General features: G+C 43.4%; 14 protein-coding genes and 1 pseudogene. 14 read left to right on the top strand and 1 reads right to left on the bottom strand.

The features are described 5' to 3' along the window. The first annotated feature begins 80 nt into the window (after positions 1-80). From ACFX4I_RS11365 to paaX, 14 genes and pseudogenes are all read left to right on the top strand, one after another. On the top strand, positions 81-1409 hold the full coding sequence (locus ACFX4I_RS11365) for a phenylacetate--CoA ligase family protein (protein ID WP_377420643.1): 1329 nt from the start codon (positions 81-83) through the stop codon (positions 1407-1409). Between the two features lie 201 nt (positions 1410-1610). Further along, a complete protein-coding gene (locus ACFX4I_RS11360) occupies positions 1611-1850 on the top strand; it encodes a ferredoxin (RefSeq protein ID WP_230302797.1) in 240 nt (79 codons plus the stop codon). A gap of 127 nt (positions 1851-1977) precedes the next feature. After that, a complete protein-coding gene (gene paaA / locus ACFX4I_RS11355) occupies positions 1978-2934 on the top strand; it encodes a 1,2-phenylacetyl-CoA epoxidase subunit PaaA (RefSeq protein ID WP_230302798.1) in 957 nt (318 codons plus the stop codon). An 18-nt stretch (positions 2935-2952) separates the two neighbouring features. Beyond that, positions 2953-3312 (top strand): 1,2-phenylacetyl-CoA epoxidase subunit PaaB, encoded by a 360-nt coding sequence (paaB, locus tag ACFX4I_RS11350; protein ID WP_230302799.1) that lies wholly within the window; start codon positions 2953-2955, stop codon positions 3310-3312. Beyond that, positions 3302-4102 carry a 1,2-phenylacetyl-CoA epoxidase subunit PaaC gene (gene paaC / locus ACFX4I_RS11345; RefSeq protein ID WP_230302800.1) on the top strand — a complete coding sequence of 267 codons (801 nt, stop codon included), beginning with the start codon at positions 3302-3304 and terminating at the stop codon, positions 4100-4102. The genes paaB and paaC overlap by 11 nt, the downstream gene beginning before the upstream one ends. 24 nt (positions 4103-4126) lie before the next feature. After that, complete coding sequence (gene paaD, locus ACFX4I_RS11340) at positions 4127-4624, top strand: 1,2-phenylacetyl-CoA epoxidase subunit PaaD (protein WP_230302801.1); 498 nt, start codon at positions 4127-4129, stop codon at positions 4622-4624. A gap of 20 nt (positions 4625-4644) precedes the next feature. Then, positions 4645-4950: an EthD family reductase gene (locus ACFX4I_RS11335; protein WP_230302802.1), complete on the top strand. Its 306-nt coding sequence runs from the start codon at positions 4645-4647 to the stop codon at positions 4948-4950. Then, on the top strand, positions 4947-5723 hold the full coding sequence (locus ACFX4I_RS11330) for an enoyl-CoA hydratase/isomerase family protein (RefSeq protein ID WP_377420640.1): 777 nt from the start codon (positions 4947-4949) through the stop codon (positions 5721-5723). The genes ACFX4I_RS11335 and ACFX4I_RS11330 overlap by 4 nt, the downstream gene beginning before the upstream one ends. 10 nt (positions 5724-5733) lie before the next feature. Then, positions 5734-6507, top strand: a complete 774-nt coding sequence (locus tag ACFX4I_RS11325) for an enoyl-CoA hydratase-related protein (protein ID WP_377420638.1) — start codon at positions 5734-5736, stop codon at positions 6505-6507. Positions 6508-6530: 23 nt separating this feature from the next. Next, a complete protein-coding gene (locus ACFX4I_RS11320; RefSeq protein ID WP_377420636.1) occupies positions 6531-8051 on the top strand; it encodes an aldehyde dehydrogenase family protein in 1521 nt (506 codons plus the stop codon). A gap of 116 nt (positions 8052-8167) precedes the next feature. Next, positions 8168-9040, top strand: coding sequence for a 3-hydroxyacyl-CoA dehydrogenase (locus ACFX4I_RS11315; RefSeq protein ID WP_377420634.1), 873 nt, complete (start codon positions 8168-8170; stop codon positions 9038-9040). Beyond that, positions 9037-10245 carry an acetyl-CoA C-acyltransferase gene (locus tag ACFX4I_RS11310; RefSeq protein WP_377420632.1) on the top strand — a complete coding sequence of 403 codons (1209 nt, stop codon included), beginning with the start codon at positions 9037-9039 and terminating at the stop codon, positions 10243-10245. Before ACFX4I_RS11315 ends, ACFX4I_RS11310 begins: the two co-directional genes overlap by 4 nt. 66 nt (positions 10246-10311) lie before the next feature. Then, positions 10312-11066: pseudogene (locus tag ACFX4I_RS11305) on the top strand (enoyl-CoA hydratase-related protein). 85 nt (positions 11067-11151) lie between these two features. Continuing rightward, positions 11152-12033, top strand: a complete 882-nt coding sequence (gene paaX, locus ACFX4I_RS11300) for a phenylacetic acid degradation operon negative regulatory protein PaaX (protein WP_142244574.1) — start codon at positions 11152-11154, stop codon at positions 12031-12033. A gap of 76 nt (positions 12034-12109) precedes the next feature. On the opposite strand, the gene ACFX4I_RS11295 is transcribed toward paaX, so the two are convergent. Beyond that, positions 12110-12622, bottom strand: a complete 513-nt coding sequence (locus ACFX4I_RS11295; protein ID WP_230302809.1) for a gamma carbonic anhydrase family protein — start codon at positions 12620-12622, stop codon at positions 12110-12112. Positions 12623-12628 lie beyond the last annotated feature (6 nt).

Genomic DNA, 12628 nt, shown 5'->3' with positions numbered 1-12628 from the left:
ATAACAATAATTTAATCTCCGTTTTATTACCGTTATGTATGTCAGATGGGACAATAGTAAAATTGAGGGGGACTGAAACAATGTACAATCCGGAAATTGAAACGGCTTCGCGTGCTGAAATGGAACGTTTACAATTGGCTCGCCTAAAAAAAACGATAAGCCATGTATATGAAAATGTACCTTATTACAGGGAAAAATTTATGGAGATGGGCTTGGAACCAGAAGATATACAAACCCTAAACGATGTGATAAAGCTACCCTTTACAAAAAAACAGACTCTTCGTGATCAGTATCCATTCGGTTTATTCGCCGTTCCGATGGAGGATGTCACACGCATTCATGGTTCATCCGGAACAAGCGGAAAGCCTACAATTGTCGGGTATACGAAAAATGATTTGGAAAACTGGGCAACAATCGTCGCACGTGGAATTGTAGCTGCAGGAGGTCGCAAGTCAGATATTTTCCATAACGCATATGGATATGGTCTGTTTACCGGGGGCCTTGGTTTGCATTGCGGTGCAGAAAAGCTAGGAGTTGCGACAGTCCCCATTTCAGGGGGGAATACCGATCGGCAGATTACGATCATCAATGATTTTAAACCGCGCGGCATTTGTGGAACCCCTACTTATATTTTGAATATCGCCGAAAAGATGGAAGAGATGGGAATTGATCCTGCAAATAATGGGCTTGAGTATGGGATTTTCGGAGCTGAGCCATGGTCAGAGGAAATGAGGGCAACACTTGAGAGAAAACTGAATTTGAAAGCCATCGATATTTACGGACTAAGTGAAATCATGGGGCCTGGGGTTGCGATAGAATGCCATGAAGCACAGGATGGACTGCATATCGCAGAAGACCATTTTCTTGTCGAGGTCATTAACCCGGACACGCTTGAACAGGTGGAGGACGGCGAAGATGGGGAACTTGTCTTTACCAGCCTTACAAAGGAAGCGCTGCCAATCATTCGTTATCGTACGGGTGATATTGCCTCAATTACCCATGAACCGTGTAAATGCGGGCGTACCACCACTAGAATGTCACGTGTTAAAGGCAGAACGGATGATATGATCATAGTCAGGGGAGTGAATGTATTTCCTTCTGAAATTGAGCGTGTATTATTCCAAATGGAGGGAATTGTGCCTCATTATCAAATTCATCTCGTTAAGAAGGGGAACATGGACGGTGTTGAACTTCATATTGAAATTGAAAGCGATTTCTATAGGGAGATTGAAGAAGACTTAACGCATGGGAATGTAGAGATATTAAGGAAAACGATACAGCATCATTTGAAATCCACATGTCTTGTAACGATGGATGTTGTTGTCAACATTCCAAAAAGCATACCCCGTTCAGAAGGAAAAGCCATTCGTGTCGTTGATAAGCGGAAGGATGAAGTCATTAGTTTATAAATTCCGAGCTCATGAACATAATTCTGACGTTCAGTATATGACTGCTTATGTCCCGATTGAAATACGTGAAGCAAAAGAACTCGAACAAGTGGTGCGAAAACGCGATACATAAAGCGGATGCATTCGTGGGTAACCATGGGTTTATCTCTTAATGGAAGCGGAGATAAGGACCAATCTGAAATAGAGAAGGAGGAGGGCATCTTGGCTAAATATACAGTTGTTGATCAAGAAACTTGCATTGCTTGCGGTGCATGCGGTGCTGCTGCCCCGGAAATCTTTGATTACAATGATGAGGGGGTGGCATTTGTCATCCTGGATGAAAATGAAGGAACTGCAGAGGTCGCGGAAGATCTATTTGATGATCTGGATGATGCAATGGAAGGCTGCCCAACAGATTCAATTAAAGTGGGAACTTCGCCCTTTAAAGTTTTAGTGGATTAAAAGATTCGTGAAATCCACTGATAATTTCCTTTTAATATGAAAAAAGACAGAATAGTCTTGCATTGAATATAACAATAAAATATAATAACGTTATATAAACGTTATATTATAAAATGAGGTGATTTGGATGAACGTTCTTTTAAATGATATGGCAGGAGAAGAAAAGCTAAATCAATTCATTGCCAGAATCGAAGCAGGAGAAAAGATAGAAGCGGATGATTGGATGCCGGAAGAATACCGGGGCACTTTAATCAAGTTAATATCGATGCATGGAATCAGTGAAATCATGGGGGCGCTTCCAGAAAAGGAATGGGTGCCTAAAGCCCCGACCTTAAATAGAAAACTTGGAATCATGGCAAAGGTGCAGGATGAAATGGGGCATGGGCAATTATTGCTTCGGGTCGCCGAAGATTTGCTAAAGCCGTACGGAAAAAAACGGGATGACCTAATGCAAGATTTGTTTAAAGGAGATTTAAAGTTTCATAATGTTTTCCATATGGAAGCCAAATCCTGGGGCGATGCTGGATTGATTGGCTGGCTGGTTGATGGTGCAGCCATCATTTCCCAGACGAACATGCTTGGCGCCTCATACGGACCTTATGCCCGGGCGTTACAAAGGATTTGCGCGGAAGAAGTTTTTCACGCCCAACATGGTGAAGCGATAATCATGGCTTTGGCTGAAGGGACGGAAGAACAAAGGAAATTGGTTCAAGACTCCATCGATTATTGGTGGGAATCTTTATTACTTTTCTTTGGACCTCCCAGCAAGAATGAAGTGGGCACATCCAAACAGGATATAACGATTAAGTACGGAATCAGAACCAGTACGAATGAAGAGCTTCGACAAGCCTTTTTTTCTAAATATGTGAAGCGGATCCTTTCACTCGGTTTTAGCATTCCCGATGAAACGCTTAGATTTGATAAAGCATCTGAAACCTGGATTTACAAACAACCCGATTGGGGGAAATTGAAGGTGTTCGCAAGGAATGAAGGCCCCCGTTCGCAGGATCGCTTAAGCCTTCGAAGAATTTCTTATGAAAATAATAAATGGGTACGTGAAGCATTGGCGCCAAAGGTCATCTAATGGAGGGGGAAGGACGATATGGAAACTAGACAAGGAAGTTACTTTGAAGAATTTGAAGTATTCAGCCGTAAAACGCAATCATCACCCGTTCAATACCACTTCAGCCTGTTGGCCCCAAATGAGGATATCGCCATCATGATGGCGCAAGAAAACTTCATGAGACGTGAAGCGGTTGATGATATCTGGGTCGTGAAAAGACAGCATATACGGAAAATGACGATCGAGGAAAAGAAAACGCTTCAACGTATTGATAATAAAGATTACAGGACCACAAAAGGGTACGGGTATTTAAAGAAAAAATGGCGGAAATATGAGCAGGGAATGCTCGATGAAAAAGAGATAATGTCTTGGGCTGGAGGTGTGAAAAATGAGGAATGAATCATTGAAGGACATCGCAATCAAGGAATTGCTGCTTCAACTGGCGGACGATGATTTCATCCATTCATACCGTGGTGCAGAATGGCTTGGACTCGCACCGCATATCGAAGAAGATGTTGCATCCGCTTCGATATCTCAAGACACGATGGGGCATGCAGCCATATATTATAAATTACTGGATGAACTCGGCGAAGGGGATGCTGATAAATTGGCTCACGACCGTCCCGCCAAGGAACGGCGCAATGCGATCATTCTCGAATTGGTCAATGGTCCTGGTTACTATATGAAAGACCCGGAATATGATTGGGCGTTTGCGGTAGTGCGGAATTATTTTTATACCCAAGCCAAAGCGATTAAGGTTCAATCCCTTCGTTCATGTTCATATGAACCGCTTGCTGAAGTGGCACAAAAGGTACAGATGGAACTTTACTATCATTTGATGCACTGGAAAACATGGTTCGTCCAATTGCTGGGATCTGGCCACTTGGAAGCGGTTTCGAGAATGAAAGCGGCGATTGGGAAAACAATGCCGGATTTTGCCGGCGTATTTTCCCTTGGACAATATGGAGAGGAAATGGTGGAGCTTGGCTTGATAGAAGGCGAAGCTGACTTACAGAAAAAATGGATCGAGGCTATCTCCCCAATTTTTGAAAGTGTAGGTTTAGCAACAACTATTGAAATAGGCATGGCAAGAGGTGATGGTCGTAATGGGCAGCATACGGAAGATTTGGTAAAGGCGCTAGACACGTTAAGTGAAGTGTACGCAACCGATAAAGCAGCTTCATGGTGAATCAATGGAAAGGGGAGGGGTACCATGTCGGCCATACAGATAAACACAGAAGAAATTTATAAGCTCCTGGAAGACGTTAAAGATCCCGAAATCGATACAGTAAGTATTCTGGATTTAGGGATGGTTGAAGACGTGACGGTTTCGGGCCAGGACGTTTCGGTAAAAATGCTGCCAACTTTTCTTGGGTGCCCGGCATTGTCGATCATTCAAAAAAATGTGGAAACAGCCCTCCGACAGCTGCCTGCCGTAAAAAATGTAAGTGTGGAATTTTTACGTTCCCCTTCCTGGACATCCGATAGAATTACGGAAAAGGGGAAAGCTGGATTGAAGGTTTTCGGAATCTCCCCTCCTCCTCGACAAATGAAAAGTGATGGATCATGGCATGTGGATTGCCCATATTGTGAATCGACATATGTCACGATGGAAAATATCTTCGGTCCAACGGCCTGCCGCAGCATTTTATATTGTAAAGCATGCAAAAATCCGTTCGAAGCGATGAAACCGATGATAAAAATAATCTAATAAAATGGAGGTTTTATAAAATGGTAAAGTTAATCGCCCTATACAAACAACCTGAAAACAAGGAAGAGTTCGATGAGCACTATTTCAATGTACATGGTCCGATAACGGAAAAAATTCCAGGTCTTCAAAAAATGGAGGTCACTAAAATTGTAGGGACCCCAATGGGCAAAGACTCCGAGTATTACATTCTTTGTGAAATGTATTATGAAGACCACGAAGCATTGCAGCAAGGAATGCGTTCCCCGGAAGGAAAAGCATCAGGGAAAGACCTAATGGGCTTTGCCGGGAAACTTGTAACGATGATGATCGGCGAAGAAATAAAATGAATGCGCTTCAATTCATTGAAACGTCAATCGCGGATGGCATTGGTCATATCTCTTTAAATCGGCCGAAGCAACTGAATGCCCTTAACAGGAAAATGGTGAGGGAAATAGTTTCAACCATGGAAGAGTTCGACCGGGACCCACAAGTGAAGGTGATCTTGCTATCGGGCAATGGAAAAGCATTTTCCGCTGGAGCTGATATTGACGAGATGGTGAACGACAATCCAATCAGTATGGAGTTAACGAACCAATTTGCTGATTGGGACCGAATAAGCCTAGTCAAGAAGCCTGTGATTGGGGCGGTGAAAAGTTTTGTATTCGGCGGCGGTTTTGAACTTGCATTATCCTGCGATTTCCTGATTGCCGCCAGCGATACCCAGTTTTCCTTTCCGGAAGTGACACTTGGGGTCATGCCTGGTGCAGGAGGAACTCAAAGGTTGACGAAATTGGTAGGCAAGACAAAGGCACTTGAATGGATGTTGACAGCTGAAAGGATAAAGGCAAAAACAGCTCTGCAATATGGTTTCATTAATAAGATCGTGGCACCTGAATTGTTAATGGAAGAAACGGTTGATTTTGCTAGAAAGATAGCAAAGCAACCCCCGTTAGCAGTGAGGCTGATCAAAGAATCCGTCAATAAGGCAGTTGATTATCCTTTAAATGAGGGCATGCAATTTGAACGGAAGAACTTCTATATTCTTTTTGCATCAGAGGACCAAAAAGAAGGAATGAAAGCATTTGTTGAAAAAAGGGAGCCAAAATTCACAGGCGGATAAGGGGTGCTCTATGTACGAAACGATCAAATATGGGGTTGGAAATGGAGTGGCTTGGCTTACTTTGAACCGTCCTGATAAACTTAATGCCTTTACGTCCCAAATGAATAAGGAAATACAGAAAGCGATCAAAATATCTGCGGGGTCAGATGAAGTGCGGGCCATTATCATTACAGGGGAAGGCAGGGCCTTTTGTTCGGGGCAAGATTTATCGGATGTTGATGAGGGCATGAATTTAGGCCAGATTCTGCGAGAAGACTACGGTCCGATGATGGAGCAAATAGCAAACTGTGAAAAACCGATCATTGCTGCAGTCAATGGAGTGGCTGCAGGGGCTGGCTTCAGCCTGGCACTGGCATGCGATTTCCGGCTTGTTTCTGAAAAAGCCAGTTTTGTAAATGCTTTTGTCAATATCGGTTTGATACCTGATTCGGGGAATCTGTATTACCTTTCGCGGATCATTGGTCATGCGAAAGCCTTGGAATTATCTTTATTGGGGGAAAAGGTTACGGCTGCCGAGGCGAAAAATATCGGGCTCGCTACAAAAGTGATCGGTGTGGAGGAATGGAGCGAGCAATTGAAAGCCTTTGCAGAGAATATCGCGAACAAGCCAACGAAAGCAATCGGGTTAATCAAAAGATACTTAGAGGCGTCCTATCACCTTTCATTGGAAGAATACTTAAAAGAAGAAGCGGAGGGTCAGCGAATTGCTGGCTTAACGAAGGATCATGCAGAAGGTGTGGCAGCATTCATTGAAAAAAGGAAGGCTCAATTCATAGGCAAGTAATATAGAAAAGGGAGTGGGATTACATGGTAAGAGTTCAAGAGGCGGCATTTGAAAAAGCGGAAATGAAGCGTGATTATTATCATCTGATCATTAATGGAGAAAGAGTGGAAAGCTCCGATGGTTCCACGATTGACGCGTACAATCCAGCAACTGGTGAAATCATTGCCAAGGTAGCAAAGGCAACAACTGAAGATGCAGAAAAAGCTGTTCAAGCTGCACGTGAAGCATTTGATAATGGGAAATGGAAGAGGACTCCGATTAATAAACGTTCTCGTGTATTGAACAAAATTGCTGCAATCATGCGTTCACGCTTTAATGAATTGGTTGAATTGGAAGTTCTGAACAGCGGCAAATCCATTTCTGCAGCGCAAGGCCAAGTCATGCAGGCAATTGAAGATTTCGAGTTTTATGCAGGCGCTTTGGTTGCACACCGAGGATCTGTCAATAATGTACCTGGTCAATTCCATAACTATACGGAAAAAGAGCCAGTAGGTGTTTGTGCTCAAATCATCCCTTGGAATTACCCTATGATGATGGCAGCGTGGAAAATTGCACCTGCAATTGCAGTTGGCTGTTCGGTCATTGTTAAGCCAGCCTCGTTAACGCCATTGACGGCAATTGTATTAGGGGAAATCTGTTTGGAAGCTGGTGTTCCTTCCGGCGTGGTCAATATCATTCCAGGTCCAGGATCGGACGTAGGGAATTACCTTGTCGAGCATCCGAAAGTGAATAAGGTGGCCTTCACGGGTTCTACGCCAATCGGCAGGGATCTCATGGGCAAAGCATCACAGACATTAAAAAGGGTAACATTGGAGCTTGGCGGGAAGTCCCCTAATATTGTCTTTGAAGATGCGGACCTTGAAGCAGCTATCGATGGATCATTATATGGCATATTCTACAATACTGGACAATCTTGCGAAGCTAGATCCCGTTTATACGTACATGAAGACATATACGACGAATTCGTTGCCAGATTCGTGGAAAAAACGAAAAAATTGAAATTGGGCAATCCACTCGACAAAGAAACACACGTCGGTGCAGTCATAGATCAAGGGCAATTGGTTGTCATCGACAATTATGTGCAATCTGCCATTACTGATGGAGCGAAAATCCTGACAGGAGGAAAGCCAGCTGTCATTGAAGGTTTCGAAAACGGTTATTGGTATGAGCCGACGGTCATAGCCAATGTCAATCATGAAATGGATGTAGTGAAAGAGGAAATATTCGGGCCGGTCGTTGTCATAATGAAATTCAAAGATGAAAAAGAAGCCGTGAGACTCGCAAATGATACGGAATTCGGTTTGGGTTCAGCCCTATGGACAAAAGATGGCGGGCGTGCGACTAGAGTGGCCAATCAAATAGAAGCGGGAATCGTCATGGTGAATTGCCCATTCTCCGCATTTCCTGGAACACCTTTCGGAGGGTATAAACAATCAGGATTCGGCCGGGAACTTTGTATTGAGACACTTGATCTTTATACAGAAACGAAAAGCATCATTTCCTATCATGGAAGCCGTCCCTTAAATCCCTTTGGAATTCAATAAAACATAAAATAGGTGGCTGGCTGATCGGTATGTCGGAAAAGTAATTCAGGAATGGATGAATGCTGATCTGATTCATCGTAGCCAGCCCTATTTATTTTTGAAGGAGGAATGAACGAATGATTAGAAATCTAGTGATTGTCGGATCTGGTGTCATGGGCAGGGGAATAGCTTATGCAGGAGCAACAGGAGGCTTTGATGTAGTACTGGTGGATGTGAATCAGGATGCTTTGGAAAGTGCAAGAAAAGAGATCGATGAAATTTTTGAGAAGGGTGTACGCTACCAAAAAATCACCCAGGAAGAAGCGGCAGCTGCAAAAAGCAGATTTTCCTATTCTTCCAATTTGAAAGATTCAGCAGCATATGCCGACCTGATCATAGAGGCAGTTCCGGAAAAGGCGGAAATTAAGAGGGCAGTCTTCGAAACGATTGAAGTTCATGCAAAAGAAGACTGTTACTTTGCAACCAATACTTCCACGATGAGTCCTACTGAAATTGGTTCTTATGGAAAGCGTCCTGAAAAAACGATTGCCATGCATTTTTTCAATCCTGTACAAAAGATGCCGCTCGTTGAAATTGTACGTGGTCTTGAAACCAGTGATGAAACGGCAGCCATAATAAAAGAGGTAGCCAAAAAGATGGGAAAAGAAACCGTGGTCATTAATGAATTCCCTGGGTTTGTAACCAGCAGGATCAGCTGTTTGGTTGGTAATGAAGCGTTCTTTATGCTTCAAGAAGGTTTAGGTACACCAGAAGAAATCGATAAGGCAATAAAGTTAGGGCTGAATTACCCAATGGGACCATTTGAGCTAGGTGATTTGGTGGGATTGGATGCCCGTTTGAATAATTTAAAATATTTACATAGTAAACTTGGTGAAAAATACCGCCCTGCCCCTCTCCTTGAACAGTATGTTAAAGCTGGCAGGCTCGGCCGTAAGACAGGTAAAGGTGTGTACGATTATACAAAAGATGGCGAGCTGGTGAAGAAATGAACGATGTTGTGATTATTGATGCCGTGAGAACACCAATCGGAAGATATAAAGGAGCTTTGAAAAGCGTTCGCCCGGATGACCTCGGTGCAATTGTAATCAAGGCGCTGACCGATCGCAATCCAGAGCTGCCGCCAGATCAAATTGAAGATGTCATCTTCGGGAATGCGAATCAAGCAGGAGAGGATAATCGCGATGTGGCCAGGATGTCCGCCCTTTTAGCTGGTCTTCCGGTAAATGTGGCCGGAACGACAATAAATCGTTTGTGTGGATCAGGACTGGATGCCGTCATGTATGCTGCACGCTCCATTGCTGTAGGTGAAGGCGATATTTATATCGCAGGCGGTACCGAAAGCATGACAAGGGCGCCGTACGTCATGGCCAAACCTGAAAGTGAATTTCCGCGGGGTTCAATGGAGCTTCAGGATACAACGATCGGATGGCGCTTCACGAATGAGAAACTTAAAGAAATGTATGGTACGGATTCGATGCCTCAAACGGCTGAAAACGTCGCCCGGCGTTTTTCGGTTTCAAGGGAGGACCAAGATCAATTCGCGTATCAAAGCCAGCAAAAAGCGAAAAAAGCAGTGGGAAATGAGCGTTTCATTAATGAAATCGTACCTGTTCGATATACAGATCGTAAAGGGAATGAAGTCATTGTCGAGAAGGATGAACACCCTCGTCCTGACACGACCATCGAAAAGTTGGAAAAACTCAAACCGCTCTTTAAAGACGGCACTGTAACGGCCGGTAATGCTTCAGGCGTAAATGATGGAGCTTCGGCATTACTTTTGATGAGTGCAGAAAAAGCACGGGAGCTTGGATTGAAACCTCTGGCCAAATATGTTGTAGGGGCGGTAGCGGGCTTAGAACCGTCCATTATGGGCCTTGGCCCGATTCATGCCACTAAAAAAGCATTGGAGAGGGCAAACTTGACGATTGAAGACATCGGGCTAGTGGAACTGAATGAAGCATTCGCTTCCCAATCCTTGGAGTGCATCCGCCAATTGAAATTGGATCAGGAGAAAGTGAATGTCAACGGCGGGGCAATAGCGTTTGGCCATCCGCTCGGTGCAAGCGGGGCGCGTATTTTAACAACGCTCGTCCACGAAATGAAAAAGCGGAATGTCCGCTATGGTCTTGCGACGATGTGTGTAGGCGTTGGCCAAGGCATTTCAGCCATTATAGAAAATATTGAAAAGGATTGATGGTGGGGCCGGCCCTTATTAGTTTTATCTGCATAAGGGTCATTTTTTTAAAGGGGGAGGAGACTCATGTCCAAGGTTATATATAAAGTGATAAATCAAATTGGCTACATAACAGTGAATCGGCCCGACGTATTGAACTGCTTCGACTATGAGACACTTTGTGAACTGCAGGAAGTAATCGATGCAGTTTATTATGACGGCGATATCCGTGTCGTCGTTTTCACCGGTGCTGGGGAAAAAGCCTTCAGCGCGGGAGCGGATTTGAAAGAAAGGAAGTCTTTGAATGATGCGGAAGTAAGAAGGAACGTTAAAGCGATTCGCGATGTTTTTAATAGTATCGCAGGGCTTCCGCAGCCAACGATAGCTGCCGTCAATGGATATGCATTGGGGGGAGGATTTGAATGGCTGCTTTCATGTGACTTTGCAATTGCTGCCGAAGGTGTTTCTTTGGGGCTCACTGAAACTAGCTGGGCCATTATTCCTGGGGCAGGCGGTACACAGCGGCTGCCGAGATTGATTGGGGAAATGAAAGCGAAGGAATTGATCTTCACGGCTAAAAAACTGACTGCAGAAGAGGCATGTCAATTAGGGATCCTTTTGAGGGTCGTGCCAAGGGATCAACTTATGTCAGCCTGTGAGGAATTGGCAGCCAATATCATGAAAAATGGGCCGATTGCAGTCAAACAAGCCAAATATGCGATTGACCAAGGACTGAATACGGACTTGCAAAGGCCTATGAATTGACCATCCCGACTCAAGACAGATTGGAAGCGCTCCTTGCATTTAACGAACGGAGAAAAGCACGATTTACTGGTGAATAATATTGCGCTTTCTTTTTAAAAAGATATAATAATTATTATGTCTTCCGTGTGAAAATAGTAACAATGTAAGGGCGAGGTGAGAAAGATAGGTACTAACACTCAATCCATGATTTTTACGATATACGGCGATTATATCCGTAACTATGGAAATAAAATCTGGATAGGCAGTTTAATTCGTTTATTGAAGGAATTCGGCCATAATGAGCAGGGCGTACGTGTAGCCGTTTCACGAATGGTCAAGCAAGGATGGATTCAGTCAGAGAAGCAGGGAAATAAAAGCTATTACTTTTTGACTGATCGCGGTGTGCAGAGAATGGATGAAGCGGCCAATCGAATATATAAGATGAAACCGAATGAATGGGACGGTAAATGGCGTATCTTAATGTACACGATCCCTGAAGATAAGCGGCAATTACGGGATGATCTCCGTAAAGAATTATTATGGAGCGGGTTTGGCAGTTTTTCAAGTGGTTGCTGGATTTCCCCTAATGATTTGGAGAAACAAATCAATCGCTTGATCGAGAAATATGACATCAAAGAATATGTTGATTTTTTCATTTCGGAGTACAAAGGTCCAAAAGAAAACCAATCGCTTGTAGAGAAAAGCTGGCATTTGGAAGAGATTGAAAATAAATATGAAGAATTCATCGAGAAATACAGCAAACAATTCATCGTTCATCAAAGCATCATTAACAGGGGTGAAATGTCAGATGCCGATTGTTTTGTGGAACGAACGAACTTGGTGCATGAATACCGTAAATTTTTATTTATCGATCCTGGCCTGCCAAAGGAACTTCTGCCTTCAAAGTGGAATGGGAATCATGCTGCTCTTTTATTTAGCCAGTATTATCAAGTCTTGGCTGAACCAGCAAGCCGTTTCTTTGAAAGCGTATTTCAGGAAAATAATGATTTATGCCGGAAAGACGAAACCTATGATGCCAAGGATCATCCACTTATCATAAAGTGAAAAAGAGCTTCAGCCAGTCGCTAATGACGACTTGCAGAAGCTCTTTTCACTTTATCATTTTCGACTTCTGCAATAATTAATCAAGTATCCCTTTGAAGTCTTTCCCTTTTTGAACATATGTATCGATAGAAATTTGGATCAATTCAAGATCTTTATTATTCAATCTTCGAACCACTTTCCCTGGGGAACCAATAACCAGTGAACGTGGAGGTATAATTTTGCCAGAGGAAATCAATGTGTTCGCTCCGATGATGCATTCTTCGCCGATCTCTACATTATCCAATATCGTTGAACCCATACCAATAATGGATCGTTTGCCTATTTTACAACCATGCAGGATAACATTGTGACCAACCGTCACTTCGTCTTCAATGACAACTGGGCATCCTTCAAATAAATGAATGGTGGAGTTATCTTGTATACTGCATTTTTCTCCTATTGTAATTGAATCTTCATCACCGCGCAGTACGGCATTAAACCAAATGGTAGAGTCTTTCCCAATCGCAATATCACCGATTAAATGAGCGCCAGGTGCCACGAAAACAGTATCATCAATGGATGGTTTTTTATTATTATACGGAATAATCATAGTCTC

This window comes from Peribacillus sp. YIM B13472 (assembly GCF_042788005.1).
GTDB lineage: Bacteria > Bacillota > Bacilli > Bacillales > DSM-1321 > Peribacillus > Peribacillus simplex_E.
Note: the sequence above shows the minus strand (reverse complement) of the source record. Positions and strands in the feature narration are given on the sequence as shown.